The sequence below is a fragment of the Neptuniibacter sp. 2_MG-2023 genome, assembly GCF_030547495.1.
In the GTDB taxonomy this organism is placed as follows: Bacteria; Pseudomonadota; Gammaproteobacteria; order Pseudomonadales; family Balneatricaceae; genus Neptuniibacter.
In genome coordinates this window covers 159,521-176,735 of the sequence record NZ_JAUOQC010000002.1, presented here as the reverse complement: position 1 = coordinate 176,735, position 17,215 = coordinate 159,521, and the positions used below count along the sequence as shown (strand labels likewise).

Below are 17,215 nucleotides of genomic sequence, written 5' to 3'. Positions count from 1 at the left end.
CTATTGATCAGGCTATTTGAATGAACAACTGTTTTTGGACCGATATCGGCGTAAATTTAACGGATAGTAGTTTTGATAAAGACAGGCATGAGGTAATTGAGCAAGCACTTACCGATGGTATAAATAAACTTATTATTACCGGTACAACCCTTCAAGATTCATTAGACGCTATTCAGTTATGCCAGCGCTACCCTAAACAGCTATTCTGCACAGTAGGCATTCATCCTCACTATGCAAAAGACCATTCAGCCGCAGACTTCGCGGAATTAAATTCACTAACAAAAGAAACCGGCGTCGTGGCTTTAGGTGAAACGGGTTTAGATTTCAATCGCAACTTATCAACCGCAGCACAGCAAATATTAAGCTTTGTTTCACAGTTAGAGATAGCCTCTACCCACAAGCTCCCCCTCTTTCTACATGAAAGAGATGCCCACAAAAAACAGTTGGAAATACTCAAGTCCCACCGCGATGATTTTACTCACGCTGTAGCACACTGTTTTACCGGCTCAAAACAGGAGTTATATAACTATTTAGATTTAGATCTCCACATAGGCATAACCGGCTGGATTTGTGACGAACGTAGAGGCTTAGAATTGCAAAAACTAGTCAAGGAGATCCCTTCTAATCGCTTAATGCTCGAAACAGATGCACCCTACCTACTGCCAAGAGATTTAAAGCCTAAACCAAAATCTAGACGCAACATTCCGAGTCATTTACCTCATATTGCCGCAGTAGTCGCTACACTTGTGGATAAAACATTGGAAGAGCTGAACCATGATGTTCAGAAAACCACCCTCGACTTTTTTAATATCAACGATTAAATACCAGTAAAAAAATATAGGAACCTAATAACCTAAACGGACAGCTCGTTTAAAAAAGCAGTCAGCTGGCAACCATCAAATGGCCACATAAGCTCTTTGCCTGTCTGTAGATCAACTAATACAGGAATCGTAAAAGCGTACTTCTCCATTAAGTCATCATCTTCAGCAATATCAACCTGATAGATGGCATACATGTCCATATTGACCACTGAAGTAACAACAGCCTCAGCAACCTCACATAAGTGACAACCTAAGGTTCCCATTAACTCTAATTCCCGCATACCCTTCCTATATCAAATTAATATTTAATTAAACCTTTTAAGATTGTCTTGCTAAAACACTCCCTCCGTAAAATACACCAGCTAAATTATTAAATAAAAATAAGATCGTCGCCTATACTAATCAAGTCAGCAAAAAAACAGTGGGTCTAAATGGCAGATATAAGAACTACTCGTTTCACCTAACATAGGAGATCAATAAGCAGCCGTCTAAGCAGTTACTTTAAAACTCACTTCAATCAACACAAATAACTCTTATACAGCTCAGCAGATGAGTAGTACAAAATACTGCAATATATTGCTGCTAAGATCGACAATAAACATATTATTTAGTCGTAACACCTAAGTGCCATCGACCAATGAATAGCTTGATTTGTTGCACCGCACAATAATATGCTATTCTATTAAATCTACGCTCTTGTATTCTTGCAAAGAAAAATCTGTGCGAATATGCTGAAAACTGGTAATTATTGCCCTTAATCCCGCCTCCTACTCATAAAGACTATGTGAAGCTAGGCTAGATGGAAAACGGATATGACAAAGAAAGGCGAACCAATGGATAACAACAACCTACTCTCAAACCCTCAGGAATTTATTGACTATCTAAACACTGAGACCCAAAAAGTGTTTGATATGTTTTCCACTTCTGGTGGCGATGATGTTTTTACTCAATTTGCACAATCTTGGACTGAACTTGCAAACCGCTCGTGGGAAGACCCAACGGTTTGGATTCGTGCTATTAGCGATTATCAACAAAGTCAGATGAATTTATGGACAAATCTCTTAACGGGTAAAGCGTCCAACGCTGTTGCCGAACCAGCCCGTGGCGATCGTCGCTTCCAAGCTGAAGAGTGGTCTCAAAATCCTGTTTTTGACTACATCAAACAGTCCTACCTTCTAAGCTCTAAGCTGATGCAAGAGATGGCAGCAAACGCAAACTTGTCCGATAACGAGCAGAAGAAGCTAGAGTTCTATACTCAGCAATATATTGATGCGCTTTCGCCAACAAACTTTGCCATGACAAATCCAGAAGTGTTACAGCAAGCACTGGAAACCAATGGACAAAGTTTAGTTGATGGCCTTAAAAACCTACTCGGTGATGTAGATAAAGGCCGCATCTCTATGACGGATGAGTCTGCTTTCGTTCTAGGCGAAAATATTGCAACGACACCTGGTACGGTTGTTTTCGAGAATGAAATGTTTCAGCTTATTCAATATAAGCCAACGACTGAAGAAACATTCACTCGCCCTACATTAATTGTCCCTCCGTGCATTAATAAATTTTATATTCTTGATCTACAAGAAAGTAACTCTTATGTGAAGTACTGTGTCGATCAAGGCCAGACAACCTTCCTAATCTCTTGGCTTAACCCGACCATTGAACAGGGGCAAATTAGCTGGGACGACTACGTAGACGACGGCATCATAAAAGCAAGCCATGTAGTGAAAGAGATTACTGAGGCTGATAAGGTTAATGCCGTAGCATGGTGTGTAGGGGGTACCTTCTTAGCCTCTGCATTAGCGGTTATGGCTGCACGTAAAGATACAACAATTGCATCCGCCACATTCTTTACAACACTATTAGACTTCTCTGATCCGGGTGATCTATGTGTGTTTATTGATGAACAGCAAGTTAAAAAATTAGAAGACAAAGTTACTAATCAGGGGTACCTGAGTGGCCGTGAGCTCGCAACCTCGTTCAACATGCTCCGTTCTAATGATTTAATCTGGTCATACGTTGTTAATAACTACCTAAAAGGTCAGACACCTCCTCCTTTCGATATTCTCTACTGGAACAGTGACTCGACTAACCTACCTGCGAAGATGTACACCTTCTACATCAACAATATGTACCTTGAAAACGCATTGGTTAAGAAAGACGCATTGACACTCTGTGGTGAAAAGATCGACTTAGGAAAAATCAAGATCCCTTGCTACTTCCTATCCACCATTGAAGACCATATAGCCCCTTGGAAAGGCACCTTTCCTGGTACCGAACTCCTTAAAGGCAAAAATGAATTTGTACTAGGCGCAAGCGGCCATGTTGCAGGTGTTATCAACCCTGCTTCTAAAAACCGTCGTAACTACTGGATTAACGGTGAGCTAGGCCAAGGTCCAGACCATTGGTTAGAATCAGCAGAACGCCAAGAAGGCTCATGGTGGCCACACTGGTCTGAATGGCTAAAACGCCGTGCAGGCAAAAAAGTAGCCGCACCAGAAACTGAAGGCAACGATACTTATAAAGGTATTGAAGCGGCACCTGGTCGTTACGTAACAGTTCGTATCGATTAGCATTAGTGCTAAACCATAAAAAAGGAGCCTATTGGCTCCTTTTTTATTTAGGCTAAAATTTTAGCCGTTAAATCACGGTTTGATGCAATTCAGCAATTTCTTTTTTTAACACATCATCTTCAGTAAAGCTGGCAAACTTCTCCGCTTTAACCAATGCCCCTTTAGCCTCACCTATTTGATCTAATTCAATCAATCGCTGGGCAAGAGAGAACTGTATGGAAGCCTTATACTCATTTTCCTTAAGCGAATCAGCAATTAAAAATGCGCGCTGATAATAATCCACAGCGGTCACACTATCGTCAGTAAAATCAGCCAAGGTCTCGAAGAAAAGCGGATGATCGCTTTTCTTACCAACGTGCTGCTTACATAACGACTTCAACTGATCATAAAGTTGATAAAAGACAGCTTCATCATCTCGATCTGCTGCGGACATTAACGCTTCAGCCAGCTGCTCTACCTGTTTAAATAATTGAGCATTCATAGGTTAACTCTCCAACCAAACATCTTTAGCCCAATCCCATATTGATCCCCACTCATCCTCGATACCCTCGTCATACAACCATAGAAAGATCTGTCCAGTATCAGCGATACAATAAAATCCATTTTCATGTTCACAAATAGGGATATATTCACGTGGCATGCCTAGATCCCAGGCTCTTGCTGCCATATCAGGAAGAAAGGTATGAGATTGAGGATCTGCACATGTCGCTGGCTCAATAGAGCCACAGACAATATTACTTGCCTCAAGCATGAACTGTTTATACTCATCTGGTAAAGAGATCAGAATCGCTTCTTCTATCTCAACCAGATCATCATAATCCGGTAGATCTAATGGCACCGGAACTTTTTGGTTACGTTCCTGTAACAACTCAAGAATATCTTCCACTAACAACTCCAAGCAGATGTATGTTGTATAAGGCTTGCAGCCTAGTCCAGACTATCCACTATGTAAATATCTAAAAACTAATATCAAAAAAACCCGCGCTTATAACTAAACAGAATAGTAAGTATTGATGTAAGTCAGCAATATTAAAAAAACAACTCAACTCCCCCTAAAAACATAATACTTTAGGACTATTATTATCCAAATGGCTAACGTCTTTAGACTTTCAAACCAAGACATTCAGAACAAAACCCGTATAATTCGCGCCAACTGCACTGCAACAATATAATTTGTAATATAATCATCCCATTGTTTGCGGGCTCTGAAGTCTCAGGTAATCACGTAATAAGCTATTTCAGCATAATTAATAATTACGTTGCGGCCACAAGCCTCCTTACCTGTGTCACTTCACAAACCATTATTATTATTAAAATGGCGAAGTTCCTATGACCACAAAATCAGTAGACGTATTGCTAGTCGGCGCGGGAGCGATGAGTACGGCACTTGGTGTTATGCTCAAGCAGCTGGACCCATCCCTAAAAATAGCCATGATCGAACGACTCGATCAAATTGCTGTCGAAAGCACAGATTGCATGAATAACGCGGGAACAGGACATGCCGCTTATTGTGAATTGAACTATACGCCGGAAATGGATGATGGCAGCATTAATTGTGACAAAGCCTTTGCTATTAATGCCTCGTTTGAAGTGAGTTTGCAGTTCTGGTCCTATCTAGTCCAGCAAAATGCACTACCCGAGCCTTCACAGTTTATTAATCCAGTCCCCCATCAAAGTTTCGTCTGGGGCGATAAAAACGTAGAGTTTTTACGTAAGCGCTACGAAGCCCTAAGCTCACATCATCAATTTAACGTAATGGAGTACAGTGAAGATCCTGAAGTTCTGAAAGAATGGATGCCACTGGTCATGGAAGGCAGAAAGAGCAACGAAAAAATAGCGGCGACTCGGGTACGTTATGGCTCTGATGTAAACTTTGGCGCACTGGCCCGTCACATGGTTAAAAACCTTCAAGATCAAAGTGATTTTGAGCTTCTTCTTAACCATGATGTTAAAGATTTCTATCAAAATAAAGATACTAGCTGGTCTGTCACTATCAAAAATAACGCAACTAACGAGTTTGATGTTATTGATAGCCGCTTTGTATTTTTAGGCGCGGGCGGTGGAGCACTCCCCCTATTACAGAAAACAGCGATTCCTGAAGCTGATGGGTATGGTGGTTTCCCTGTAAGTGGCCAATGGCTCGTCTGTAAAAATGAAGAGATCATCGAACAGCACGCCGCTAAAGTATATGGAGCAGCCCCTATTGGCGCTCCACCTATGTCTGTTCCTCACCTTGATACTCGAATAATTGATGGCAAGAAATCACTGCTGTTTGGGCCTTTTGCGGGGTTCACAACTAAGTTCCTTAAAAATGGGTCTATTTTCGATTTAATTGGCAGCATGAAGCTCAATAACCTCAAACCAATGCTCTATGTTGGTGCTACTAATATGGATCTAACACGATACCTAATTAGTGAAGTGATGCAGACACATGGTTCACGTGTTATGTCATTGAGCAACTTTATCCCTGAAGCTAAAGAAAACGATTGGGAGATCTCTCACGCCGGCCAACGTGTACAGATCATCAAAAAAGATGAGAACGGTAAAGGGAAATTAGAATTCGGAACTGAAGTTATTACCGCTGCTGATGGTACTTTAGCTGCTTTACTTGGCGCGTCACCTGGAGCATCAACATCCGTTAGTGCGATGCTTAGTATTGTAGAAATCTGCTTTAAAGATCAACTGGCGTCACCTGAGTGGCAGGCAAAAATTAAGGAGATGATTCCCTCCTATGGCCATGACCTTACTCAAGACCCTGAACGCCTAAAATCAATCCGCGAATATACACTATCCACCCTAAAACTAGACCCTGAAAAAGGCTAGCCCATAGGTGATATCAGTTCATCAACCCGCTCGCGACTGAAACTAAAAGCTAGCTCAAACTTTAAAAAGGCCGATAAGTATATCGGCCTTTTTCTTTACTGGTTGCCAACGTACAATACCCACCTCTTACTTTATATGAAGCACATTACACTATGCAGTGCAGAGAAAAATGCGGAGCATGCTGTATAGCTCCAAGTATCAGCAGTCTCCAAAAACCTGCCGGTGTCAGATGCCAGCATCTTACAGAAACTTTACGCTGTGCTATCTTCCATCATCCCGATCGGCCGAAAGCATGCGCAGACTTTAAAGCTGAACAAGATTTTTGTGGCCAATCAGCAACTGAAGCGTTACAAATACTCGAACTTTTAGAAGAAAATACCCGCTAAGGTAAACTGATAGCTTCTTTACTATATAAAACTAGCCCCTTATTTTACTGGAGCAGAGCGCTGAAATACCTTTCTGAAATCAAGTTATTACTTAATCTCGGTTTCCCCATTGCAATCGCACAAATAGCGCAAACCTCAATGGGGTTTGTTGATACCCTTATGGCCGGTCGTTTCAGTTCCACCGACCTTGCCGCTGTATCTTTAGGGTCGAGTATCTGGCTACCTATATTTATTGCTTGCCAAGGGATCTTAATGGCAACTACGCCTATGGTTGCCCACTTTGTTGGTGAAGAGAAACCTCACCAAGCAAATGAAACCCTTCACCAAGGATCACTTATTGTGATTCTACTAAGCCTTTGCGCTATGTTTTTTCTACATAACTGCGCTCCTATTTTAGCTTTTATGGATGTAGAACCCCATTTAGCAGCATTAACCATGGAGTATCTTGCTGCAATCTCATGGGGCATACCCGCTTTACTCCTATACCAACTGATCCGCAGCTATATCGAAGGCTTTGGCAAAACCCAACCTGCTATGAAAATTGCGGTCTTTGGTCTTCTGTGTAATATCCCCCTTAATTACCTGCTAATTTATGGAAAATTAGGCTTCCCTCAACTAGGCGGAGTTGGTTGCGGCTGGGCTAGCGCAATCGTGATGTGGCTAATGTTAATTGTCTCCATTATCTACCTGACCAATGCCAGTACATTTAAAAAGCTATCTCCACTAAATGGCTGGAAGCTCCCCGAAATCGATGCTTTTAAACGCTATGTAGCCTTAGGCTTACCTATAGGGTTTGCCTTATTAATCGAAGTTAGTATGTTTTCGGTTATCGCCCTCTTAATAGCTGATCTTGGTGAAATAATTATTGCCTCTCACCAAATCACTATAACCTTCACGGGACTCGTCTTTATGATTCCACTGAGCATCTCTTTTGCGCTGACCATTCGAGTTGGTCATCAATTGGGAGCAAAAAATGCAGCTGGGGCGATTCATAGTGCAAAAGCAGGTTTAATCATCACCTTATCTATTGCTTTAATCAGCTCTGGGCTTATCGCTTTTTTTGCCCAACAAATAGCCACCTTATACACCACAGATGTAGAAATCATTAAGATTGCGACCACCCTATTAACAATAGCTGCAGTATTCCAACTATCAGATGCTGTACAAATCACCTGTTCTGGCGCTTTAAGGGGCTACAAAGATACACAATTCCCTCTTATGCTTGTCTTTATTTCATGCTGGCTTGTAGGCTTACCAACAGGCTATGTTTTAGGCAAAACAGATCTTGTTGTTACGCAGATGGGCCCTAGTGGTTTTTGGATTGGTCTTTTAATCGGCCTAACAATTAGCGCTATACTGTTACTCTCTCGTTTAAAATGGAAAAGCAAACAGACCTTACATGCATCTCTTTCAATATAGTTATCATCTTTTGTGGGGAACCTTACTAGCCCTAATCCTTACAGGCTGTGAGCGAGATACACCTGAAGAGATGCTGAATAACTACCAATACAGAATCAGCAATGTACTCAAGGTTGATCAACTACATGTAGGAGATATCCCCTCTCGTCACCAGTTCCCCCTTCGTCGCCACCTGATCCGCCCCACTACAGAGATCAGAGAGGGCCTACTCGACGTTATGAACTTAAAAGAATGTAAGTTATTACCTTTAATTGCAGAACGAAATAGCTCCTTAGGTAAGGTTTATGCACCCTCACAAAAAATGCATTATGAGTTAATATTTTTTCATGCATTAGAGAAGTGTAAGAAAAAATTAAGCACTGATTCTCAAGTGGACCCAAAACTGTTGGCCCAAGTTGATACTATTTATCAGATAAAAAAGGAAAACCTACCTTCAGAACTATGGAACGGTATATTCACCGCAAAAGAGATAGAGCTAAACTTCTCACGTGCTAAAAACCTATTACCTTTACTGGATGATGGTAGTACGCAGAACAGCATCAATGCGATTAAAACCTTAACCGATATTATTAAATCCCCGCGCCTAGGTGCCCAATGGGAAATCCCTCAAGCACTCAATAACTTAGAATCTAATTATAAAATTTTATATAACAACCGCTCAGGCCCTAAAATTCTAAGTTCACTTCAATTGCTGACTGCCCATTTAATGAATGCATCGCAAACGATTGAGCATGGATTACAAAAAAAACAGCTGTGTTTTAACAATACTCCCTCCACAAGAGCTAAAATCATACAAAACGTTTTTTATAAATATTATATTGGTGAGGTTCAGCCCTATTTAGCTATGGTTCACAAATATGCGATAGAATGGAGATCAGCCAACAATCAATTAATTGATTCCTTTAATAGCTACAATTTGAAACCCTCTAAGCAACTAGAAATTTATCGACGTTTAATACTATCTAACTCGCAACCGGATAGTTTATGGGCACAATATATTTTTGCACGAGATAAACATACGCAGAGCTGGCAGAAACTGCTCAAACAATGTGGCATGATGCCTACACATAGTGATTGACCATTAGGTTATGGACTCAACATTGAATTCAGTTCGCTCTATAGACAAGCGCAGTTTTAGCAGCCGATGCCATCTATCTCTACTGGCATTTATGCTCGCACTCTCTTGCCTGATTTTCATTCAAGTGGGTGCAGATGAAAGCATTCGCCTTAGCCAAGCAGATATAGAAAAGCTAGGTAAGCAGTACGGTGCAAAAGCACAGCGTCGATTAGAAATTTGGCAGGAGATGCTTACGACACTGGCCAATGAAAGCGAGCAGGATAAGCTAGAACAGGTAAACGATTTTTTTAACCAAGTGCGCTTTCTGGATGATATAAAACACTGGAAGAAAAAAGATTACTGGGCAACCCCCGTCGAGTTTCTCATAACAAATGGCGGTGATTGCGAAGATTTCAGTATTGCTAAATATTACACCCTAAAAGAACTGGGTGTACCTGTAGAAAAAATGAATTTAGCCTATGTAAAAGCATTAGAGTACAACCAAGCACATATGGTCTTAACCTATTACCCCAATCAGAGCGCTATCCCATTAATACTCGACAATATCAATGGCACAATCTTACCCGCGTCAAAACGCCCTGATTTGCTGCACGTATACAGCTTCAATGGTGATAAACTTTGGATATCTAAAATGGGCCGTAGAACGACATTAGTCGGCACATCTGATCGTTTAAAACCCTGGGTTAAGTTGCAATCAAGAATTGAAAACAAAGACATTAACCTGCGCTAGGTTTAATGACGAGGAGCAATACTATGTCACTAGTAAACCAACTGATAGCTGCGATATTTGCCATTCTTATCGGCTTGGTTTCTGGCACTTTGTATATTATGTCAGAAAGTTCGCGGTCAATACTACAAGACCAATTGGAATCTCACGCGCAGGACTCCGCAACACACTTAGGCCTCTACCTCGGTCCTTATATGGCAGAGAACGATAGCGCAACTGTGGAAACCGCAGTTAACGCTATTTTTGACAGCGGTTTCTACCAACAAATCATTGTAACTAATGCTGAACAAGGCATCTTATTTGAGAAAAGTGTGCCATCAACGATTAGCGATGATATTCCCCAGTGGTTCCAGAATTTAGTCGTTATTACTCCCCCCTCTATGTATCGAGAAGTCACTTATCAATGGCAACAGGTGGGTAAAATTTATGTACGAAGTAGTGCAGACTATGCTTACGATAAGTTATGGAAGGGAGCTCAAGATAGTATAATTTTGTTTGTATCTCTTTCCATCATCTGCCTATTAGCTATTAGCAGCCTAATTCGATATTTATTAAGACCACTAAACAGTGTCGAACAGCAAGCTATAGCGCTTTCAGAAAAACGCTACATAGAACAAGAAAAACTACCAAGCACTCGAGAATTGCGCCAAGTTGTCGAAGCGATGAATCGCATGATTAGACGCGTAAAAAGTATGTTTGAAGAGCAAGCTCGAAATATTGAAGAGCTTCGCCGTAACGCTTATCAAGATAACCTAACGGGCCTATCTAACCAAAGGGCAACAATTACTCAACTAGCAGAACGAATTGATTACCGTAAAGATTTTGGTAAAGGCACCCTGTTTAATATCCACTTGATCAACCTACAAAAGATCAACCAACAGATAGGCATGGACAAAACCAACAACCTTCTCAAGCACTTAGCCACACTGCTGGAAGAGGTATCTCGACAGGCAGACCAGTCTATCCTCGGAAGGATTACCGGTGCTGACTTCGTTTTATTAACCAGCCATACAAACTTTGATCAATTAAAACTTAAATTAGACAAAGTGGACTTAGAAAGCCGTAAGCTATTAAGCCAGCTTATGAATACAGAGATCTCCCACCCTATTATTAGTGTGGGTAGCTGTGAATGCAGCGATATAAGTCATAGTAGCCAACTCCTATCCGATGCTAAAATCGCCAGCGAGGAAGCGACCAAAGAAAGTGTATTGTGGAAGCAATATAATAGCGAAGCGAACGCAACCAACACCCAACCTTCTGATTGGAAACAGCATGTCGCTAATGCTATCAATCAGCGTAAAATATTTTTACAAGCACAAAGCGTCTATAGCAAAAGTCCCAACTCAATGCCGATCCAAGATGAAATTTTCACTCGTATTTTAGACCGCGATAACAAAGCCACATCGGCAGGCGAGTTTATCAACTTGGTAAAAGAGCTTGGCCTTATGACTGAAATGGATCGTGCAGTTATCGAGCTAGCCTTACAAAAAATTGAGAGCGCAGCTTGCCCGTTAACCATAAACTTAAGCCATGAAGCTATACAAAGTGATTCATTGATTGATTGGCTATCCAAACAGCTAAAGGGAAAATCCCTTGCAGGCAAACTGCTATTTGAAGTAGATGAAACTGCTGTTTTAAATAATACCGATGCGATAACAGCCTTTAGAAAAGCATTAAAAGAGCTTGATATTGGCTTCGGTGTTGATCATTTTGGTGTTCACCCCAATGGTTTCTCCTATTTGTACTCTGTACAACCAGATTACGTGAAAATTGACGGTTCCCTCATTAGGGAAATAGACCAAAATGCAGAAGATCGCTTTTTTGTTAGCAGTTTAATCAGCGTGGCCCATAGTTTAGATATTCAAGCCTACGCTGAGCATGTAGAACGCGAAAGCCAGCTACAGTTATTAACTCAGCTTGAGATTGATGGTAGCCAAGGCTATCTACATGGTTCACCGAAAGAACTAAGCTAGATTCAGTTAGGTTCAGACATAAAAAAACGACGGCATGCCGTCGTTTTTTTATGTCTGAAAGAGATTTAGCTACGATTAACTAACATCTCTAATTTCATACTCAAACGCTCTTCCCGCTCTTGTTCCTGACGCTTTTCTTGACGGGCTTTATTAATCTCTTTCAACTTCTGTTTAGCGTGTTCAGACTCTTCTTTAGTAACAACACCCGCCGCTTCACCATTAATATCAATACGTTCAGCGCCTTCACGCAAAGAACGATAATAATTTAGGGCACGAACATAGCTCGCTAAAGCTCTTTTAATCTTGTTTTTTGCAACCTTCTCATCAGCAACCAAATCTTCCTGAATACCGATTTTAAGAGGTCTGACATTCTTACGATCAAAGGTTTTAGGATACGCTTCCATCAACTGCTGCAGGGCAGCCATATTAGCAGCACGGTTTTTGGATTTCGCCTTTGGCGCTTTGTTTACTACGTCATTCACCTTGTAAGCCTCGGACTGGAACATATTACTTTATATGGTTGTTCTGCTGCTTTTCAGCAGATTCAAGCAATTGTTCCAGTTGATAAATTAATTGCTTGGTTTCAAAAAAATCTGATGGATATCAGCGTTCACCTTTACGGATATAATACCCAAAAAGTTCCTGCTCTACATACTCTCCCACCAACTCATGACCCAAAAAATTACAAAATTTGGGGATATCGCGCTGAGTAGAAGGATCCGTTGCAATAATATGCAGTATCTCCCCTACTCCCATATCCCTGACATGGTTATGTAACATCATAACCGGCTCAGGACAATATAAACCCTGTGCGTCTAGAATATGATCTGCTTTGATATCAGTCATCTTTTGTCTCTTGCACAAAGTCGTATATTGTCTCAAATTACCTATGACAGAAAAAGCAATTTAACTCGAATTACTTAACTAAAATCGCTTTTAAGCCATAAATAAACCATTCTATAAGACAGATATGTTATTTCAGATGGGGAGAGCGCTATGATCAGAGTTATGATCGAACGTCACATAGCAGATGAATTAGTCATACATTATGACAAAGCTGCACGGGAAACCTTACAACGAGCCATGCAAGCACACGGCTTTATCTCTGGAGAAGCATTACAAAATGTTACCAATCATAAGCATCGGCTCGTTATTGCAACCTATAGAACACTGCAAGACTGGCAACGCTGGGCGAGTTCAGAAGAGCGTTTAGAAATGATGGCAATGATTAACCCAATGCTAGAAAGCGAAGAAAAAATCACCGTATATGAACATTAATATAAACAGACTTGTCCTTGCGTGTTCGATTTAACGAATACGCAAGAGGCAAGTAATCTCCTCCCTATCATGATAAAGGTGCTTAGCGCTCAATTCATAACCAAGCCCTGCATTCATAAACCGCTCGGCGATCAAATTAAAACATGCAGTAACCTCTTGGTAACGCTGTTTCATTGGCAACTTAAGATTAAATATAGCTTCAGAACACCATCCATTGATCACCCAATCAGCAGCCATATCCGCTGTCTTAATCGGTTTATCAACCACATCACAAACCATTAAATTAACAGGTTGATCTGGAATAAATTTATATGCGTCTTCTTGGACATGGTTAACCTGCCCAGTCTCCATTAAATCAGGCTGCATAGGCCCATTATCAACAGCGGCCACAAACATACTCCGCTGCACAAGCTGCCAAGTCCAACCACCCGGCGCAGCGCCAAGATCAACCGCACGAGAACCATGTGCTAATCGTTCATCCCACTCATTTTTAGGGATAAACCAATGCCATGCCTCTTCTAATTTTAACGTTGAACGACTAGGTGCATTTTTAGGGAACTTCAACCGAGGAATCCCTAACGGCCAAGGCGCAGAATTAGCCACAGCAGAATAACCTATATAAATATCACTGCCCGTCAACACAAACAGCATCAAACGGAGAGCTTTATTAGGTTTCTCCTTTTTCAAAAAAGTAGATTTACGTAACTTTTGTGCCAATGCTGAGCCGAATTTACGCGAAAATGTCGCCAACTCCCGCCCATCGGTCGTATCTGGATATTCAACCCAAAGATCAGAACAGGAGGGAAAACCTTCAATTAAGGTTTCAATTTGAGTAACACGATCCTCTCGCTCTAAACTTTGACAGTCACCACAGGCCATCCATTGACGAATAAAGATAAATTCGTGGAAACCGAGCTCTCGTATCGCTTTTTCTGCATGCCCTTCTTGCTGAATATGAAAAAAGAGATAGCCGTCGTTCTCATTAAGCGTGCAGTAACCATATATACCTACAGACCCACACCGATCAGTAATTTCCGCCGCAGCCTCTTTCTCAAAACCGGAACGACACTGTAAAAGCAAACGATTAATAAGGTTCAACGCACCCAATCCTTAATAAAACTAACAATATGATTTAAATGATCCTCACGCGAAAAACCTGATACTTTTCTAGGCTTTAGATCATGATCACCATCGTTTAACCAATGCAATGACACCGATTGTGGCAGATTGTACTGCGTTACATCAGAAAGTGAACCCATTCGATCTCTTGTGCCTTGAAATATATGCATAGGCTTCTCAATCTCTAACAAATGTTCAATACGAAGCCTGTCAGGTTTAGCTGCTGGGTGGAACGGATAACCAAAAACAAAACACCCAATCGCCGGAGAGCGCTCAAACAACATCGAAGCCACACGTCCCCCCATCGACTTCCCTGCCAAATATAACGGCACACCATCATCAAATTGAGCTATCACCTCGTCAAAAGCAGCGAGAAGTTTAGGCATTCGATCAGGAGGACGGCGTTTGCCTGTTTCAGATATAAGCTGCATATAAGGAAATTCAAAACGGATTACTTCGAAGTCTTGCCTAGCTAATTTCTCAGCTATTGTTTGCATAAACTCACTATTCATACCGGCTCCCGCGCCATGCGCAAGAATAATCCGCCCATTCACAGGCTTTCCATTTATTAACACTAACCGCGCCCTATCCACATAAAAGCAACTGATTATTGCACAAATCGAAATTGATTTATGTCAAACAAAGCCCTGAAAAGAACCCCGTTCTTTTTCAAAAAACATAGATATAGGTCAAAAAAAGCCACTAAATAGATCTTAACTTCGAAAAAACAGCAGATACAGAAAAGAATATAACCCTTTAAATTCAACAATTTAAAAGCAAAACCAAGACGTAAGAAGTAAAGATACTATACCTAGGTCGACATTCAACTCCTGCGACAATATGCCCCAGTTAATCTCCTAAATACATTGATAATACGGGCTTATTCCCAGATAATTGGCAGCGAAACTCAAATTTCCATAATCTAGCTTGTTGATGAGAGTCTGACATGAGCACAGCAACTGAACACCCCACCTACAATTATAAAGTGGTGCGCCAGTTCGCCATAATGACAGTAATCTGGGGTATCGTCGGTATGACCGTCGGTGTCCTAATCGCTGCACAATTGGTTTGGCCTGCACTAAACTTTGATACCGCATGGTTGACCTATGGTCGTCTGCGTCCACTGCATACTAACGCAGTTATTTTTGCATTCGGCGGCTGCGCCCTGTTTGCAACTTCTTACTACGTTGTACAGCGTACCAGCCAGCGTCGCCTGATCTCTGATGGTCTTGCAGCGTTTACCTTCTGGGGCTGGCAGGTTGTAATTCTTGCAGCTGCTATCACATTGCCACTAGGTTTGACCTCTTCTAAAGAGTATGCCGAACTAGAATGGCCAATCGATCTACTGATTACAGTAGTTTGGGTTGCTTATGCGGTAGTTTTCCTTGGCACTGTGAAGATGCGTAAAACATCTCACATCTATGTAGGCAACTGGTTCTACATGGCCTTTATCATTACAGTTGCAGTACTGCATATTGTAAATAGCATGGCGATTCCCGTAACAATGTGGAAGTCATACTCTATTTACCCTGGTACTGTAGATGCGATGGTTCAGTGGTGGTACGGCCACAATGCTGTAGGCTTCTTTTTGACAGCTGGCTTCCTAGGTATGATGTACTACTTCGTACCAAAACAAGCTGAACGTCCAATTTACTCTTACCGCCTATCTATCGTTCACTTCTGGGCGTTAATTGCGACATACATGTGGGCAGGTGGTCATCACCTTCACTACACAGCGCTTCCTGACTGGACTCAGTCTGTAGCAATGGTTATGTCTTTGATTCTACTTGCTCCATCATGGGGTGGTATGATCAACGGTATGATGACCTTGTCTGGCGCTTGGCATAAGCTTCGCACAGACCCTGTTCTTCGCTTCCTTGTTGTATCCCTATCCTTCTACGGTATGTCTACGTTCGAAGGCCCAATGATGTCCATCAAGACAGTAAACGCACTGTCTCACTACACTGACTGGACTATTGGCCATGTACACGCAGGTGCACTTGGCTGGGTAGCAATGATCTCTATCGGTGCTGTATACCATATGCTCCCTCGCCTATTCGGCAAAGCTCAGATGTACAGTGTTAGCCTTATTAACACGCATTTCTGGCTTGCTACCGTTGGTACAGTGCTATACATCTGCGCAATGTGGGTTAACGGTATCCTTCAGGGCCTAATGTGGCGTGCAGTGAATGAAGACGGTACGTTGACATACAGCTTCGTTGAAGCACTTGAAGCGTCTCATCCTGGTTACTTCGTTCGTTGGTTGGGCGGCATGTTCTTCCTAACGGGTATGGTTCTGATGGCTTTCAACACTTGGCAGACTGTTCGTAAAAACAGCACTGCACCAGAAGCTAATGCTTCTGCACAAGCAGCTTAAGGTCAAGGGAGCATATAGAAATGATCAAACACGAAACGATTGAAAAGAACATCGGTATCATGATCCTGCTGATTATCATCGTCATCAGTGGCGGTGGTTTGGCTGAGATCGTACCTCTGTTCTTCCAGTCTTCTACGACTAAACCTATCGAAGGTCTACGTACATACTCAGCACTTGAGTTTGAAGGCCGTGACATCTACATCCGTGAGGGTTGTAATGTTTGTCACAGCCAAATGATTCGTCCTTTCCGTGCAGAAACGGAACGTTACGGTCACTTCTCAACCGCTAATGAGCAAGTATGGGAACATCCATTCTTATGGGGTTCTAAGCGTACTGGTCCTGATTTAGCTCGCGTAGGCGGCCGTTACTCTGATGATTGGCATCGCGCTCACTTGTATAACCCTCGTGACGTTGTTCCTGAATCTAAAATGCCGGCATACCCTTGGTTGTTTGAAAACAAGCTAACTGGCAAAGATACAGCCAAGAAGCTTGAAGCACAGCGCAGTGTTGGCGTTCCATTCACTGATGAACAGATCGCTGGTGCGCAGGATGCAGTGCAAGGCAAACATGAGATTGATGCTCTTGTTGCCTACTTGCAGTCCTTGGGCAAATTGCATTCTGAATACAACAACAAGCGGTAATAA

At 41.8% G+C, this 17,215-nt stretch carries 17 protein-coding genes; 10 read left to right on the top strand and 7 right to left on the bottom strand.

All coding sequences use genetic code 11. The features are described from left to right. Window positions 1-20 precede the first annotated feature (20 nt). Window positions 21-821, top strand: a complete 801-nt coding sequence (locus Q4486_RS03360; protein WP_303518281.1) for a TatD family hydrolase — start codon at window positions 21-23, stop codon at window positions 819-821. 32 nt (window positions 822-853) lie between these two features. Here Q4486_RS03360 and Q4486_RS03355 read toward each other — a convergent pair whose 3' ends face one another. After that, window positions 854-1,102, bottom strand: a complete 249-nt coding sequence (locus tag Q4486_RS03355) for a glutaredoxin family protein (protein WP_303518278.1) — start codon at window positions 1,100-1,102, stop codon at window positions 854-856. A 531-nt stretch (window positions 1,103-1,633) separates the two neighbouring features. Between Q4486_RS03355 and Q4486_RS03350 the strand changes: the two genes are divergently transcribed. Next, a complete protein-coding gene (locus Q4486_RS03350) occupies window positions 1,634-3,391 on the top strand; it encodes an alpha/beta hydrolase (RefSeq protein ID WP_303415385.1) in 1,758 nt (585 codons plus the stop codon). 67 nt (window positions 3,392-3,458) lie between these two features. Here Q4486_RS03350 and Q4486_RS03345 read toward each other — a convergent pair whose 3' ends face one another. Both Q4486_RS03345 and Q4486_RS03340 read right to left on the bottom strand, forming a co-directional pair. Beyond that, window positions 3,459-3,872 (bottom strand): tetratricopeptide repeat protein, encoded by a 414-nt coding sequence (locus Q4486_RS03345; RefSeq protein ID WP_303518276.1) that lies wholly within the window; start codon window positions 3,870-3,872, stop codon window positions 3,459-3,461. Window positions 3,873-3,875: 3 nt separating this feature from the next. Further along, window positions 3,876-4,277 carry an SMI1/KNR4 family protein gene (locus tag Q4486_RS03340; RefSeq protein WP_303415388.1) on the bottom strand — a complete coding sequence of 134 codons (402 nt, stop codon included), beginning with the start codon at window positions 4,275-4,277 and terminating at the stop codon, window positions 3,876-3,878. 443 nt (window positions 4,278-4,720) lie between these two features. Here Q4486_RS03340 and mqo point away from each other — a divergent pair, with 443 nt between their 5' ends. The 5 genes from mqo to Q4486_RS03310 all read left to right on the top strand — a co-directional run bounded on the left by mqo (window position 4,721) and on the right by Q4486_RS03310 (window position 11,797). Then, complete coding sequence (gene mqo, locus Q4486_RS03335; protein ID WP_303415390.1) at window positions 4,721-6,214, top strand: malate dehydrogenase (quinone); 1,494 nt, start codon at window positions 4,721-4,723, stop codon at window positions 6,212-6,214. A 392-nt stretch (window positions 6,215-6,606) separates the two neighbouring features. Then, on the top strand, window positions 6,607-8,019 hold the full coding sequence (locus Q4486_RS03325) for an MATE family efflux transporter (protein ID WP_368500056.1): 1,413 nt from the start codon (window positions 6,607-6,609) through the stop codon (window positions 8,017-8,019). Then, the gene (locus tag Q4486_RS03320; RefSeq protein WP_303518275.1) at window positions 8,000-9,097 is read left to right on the top strand and encodes a DUF3080 family protein; all 1,098 of its coding nucleotides are present in this window, start codon (window positions 8,000-8,002) and stop codon (window positions 9,095-9,097) included. The genes Q4486_RS03325 and Q4486_RS03320 overlap by 20 nt, the downstream gene beginning before the upstream one ends. Before the next feature lie 22 nt (window positions 9,098-9,119). Continuing rightward, window positions 9,120-9,827, top strand: coding sequence for a transglutaminase-like cysteine peptidase (locus tag Q4486_RS03315; protein ID WP_303518272.1), 708 nt, complete (start codon window positions 9,120-9,122; stop codon window positions 9,825-9,827). Window positions 9,828-9,850: 23 nt separating this feature from the next. Beyond that, window positions 9,851-11,797: an EAL domain-containing protein gene (locus Q4486_RS03310; RefSeq protein ID WP_303518269.1), complete on the top strand. Its 1,947-nt coding sequence runs from the start codon at window positions 9,851-9,853 to the stop codon at window positions 11,795-11,797. Between the two features lie 65 nt (window positions 11,798-11,862). Here the strand turns inward: Q4486_RS03310 and Q4486_RS03305 are convergent, their stop codons facing one another. Together Q4486_RS03305 and tusA are read right to left on the bottom strand one after the other, a co-directional pair. Beyond that, window positions 11,863-12,279, bottom strand: a complete 417-nt coding sequence (locus Q4486_RS03305; protein ID WP_303415398.1) for a ProQ/FinO family protein — start codon at window positions 12,277-12,279, stop codon at window positions 11,863-11,865. Between the two features lie 121 nt (window positions 12,280-12,400). Next, window positions 12,401-12,643, bottom strand: coding sequence for a sulfurtransferase TusA (tusA, locus tag Q4486_RS03300; RefSeq protein WP_303415400.1), 243 nt, complete (start codon window positions 12,641-12,643; stop codon window positions 12,401-12,403). Window positions 12,644-12,793: 150 nt separating this feature from the next. On the opposite strand from tusA, the gene Q4486_RS03295 reads away from it, so the two are divergent. Beyond that, window positions 12,794-13,075 carry an antibiotic biosynthesis monooxygenase gene (locus tag Q4486_RS03295; RefSeq protein ID WP_303415401.1) on the top strand — a complete coding sequence of 94 codons (282 nt, stop codon included), beginning with the start codon at window positions 12,794-12,796 and terminating at the stop codon, window positions 13,073-13,075. 30 nt (window positions 13,076-13,105) lie between these two features. Here Q4486_RS03295 and rlmM read toward each other — a convergent pair whose 3' ends face one another. Next, entirely contained in the window at window positions 13,106-14,173 is a 1,068-nt protein-coding gene (gene rlmM / locus Q4486_RS03290; RefSeq protein ID WP_303415402.1) for a 23S rRNA (cytidine(2498)-2'-O)-methyltransferase RlmM, read from the bottom strand. Then, window positions 14,170-14,769: an alpha/beta fold hydrolase gene (locus Q4486_RS03285; RefSeq protein WP_368389425.1), complete on the bottom strand. Its 600-nt coding sequence runs from the start codon at window positions 14,767-14,769 to the stop codon at window positions 14,170-14,172. Before Q4486_RS03285 ends, rlmM begins: the two co-directional genes overlap by 4 nt. 371 nt (window positions 14,770-15,140) lie before the next feature. On the opposite strand from Q4486_RS03285, the gene ccoN reads away from it, so the two are divergent. After that, window positions 15,141-16,571 carry a cytochrome-c oxidase, cbb3-type subunit I gene (gene ccoN, locus Q4486_RS03280; RefSeq protein ID WP_303415403.1) on the top strand — a complete coding sequence of 477 codons (1,431 nt, stop codon included), beginning with the start codon at window positions 15,141-15,143 and terminating at the stop codon, window positions 16,569-16,571. A gap of 23 nt (window positions 16,572-16,594) precedes the next feature. After that, window positions 16,595-17,212: a cytochrome-c oxidase, cbb3-type subunit II gene (gene ccoO, locus Q4486_RS03275; protein ID WP_303415723.1), complete on the top strand. Its 618-nt coding sequence runs from the start codon at window positions 16,595-16,597 to the stop codon at window positions 17,210-17,212. Window positions 17,213-17,215: the final 3 nt, after the last annotated feature.

Bases quoted from the DNA above. Each gene is read 5' to 3' on its own strand.
- Q4486_RS03360 (WP_303518281.1), top strand. From the start codon at position 21: ATGAACAACTGTTTTTGGACCGATATCGGCGTAAATTTAACGGATAGT.
- Q4486_RS03355 (WP_303518278.1), bottom strand. From the start codon at position 1,102: ATGCGGGAATTAGAGTTAATGGGAACCTTAGGTTGTCACTTATGTGAG.
- Q4486_RS03350 (WP_303415385.1), top strand. From the start codon at position 1,634: ATGACAAAGAAAGGCGAACCAATGGATAACAACAACCTACTCTCAAAC.
- Q4486_RS03345 (WP_303518276.1), bottom strand. From the start codon at position 3,872: ATGAATGCTCAATTATTTAAACAGGTAGAGCAGCTGGCTGAAGCGTTA.
- mqo (WP_303415390.1), top strand. From the start codon at position 4,721: ATGACCACAAAATCAGTAGACGTATTGCTAGTCGGCGCGGGAGCGATG.
- Q4486_RS03320 (WP_303518275.1), top strand. From the start codon at position 8,000: ATGCATCTCTTTCAATATAGTTATCATCTTTTGTGGGGAACCTTACTA.
- Q4486_RS03310 (WP_303518269.1), top strand. From the start codon at position 9,851: ATGTCACTAGTAAACCAACTGATAGCTGCGATATTTGCCATTCTTATC.
- tusA (WP_303415400.1), bottom strand. From the start codon at position 12,643: ATGACTGATATCAAAGCAGATCATATTCTAGACGCACAGGGTTTATAT.
- Q4486_RS03295 (WP_303415401.1), top strand. From the start codon at position 12,794: ATGATCAGAGTTATGATCGAACGTCACATAGCAGATGAATTAGTCATA.
- ccoN (WP_303415403.1), top strand. From the start codon at position 15,141: ATGAGCACAGCAACTGAACACCCCACCTACAATTATAAAGTGGTGCGC.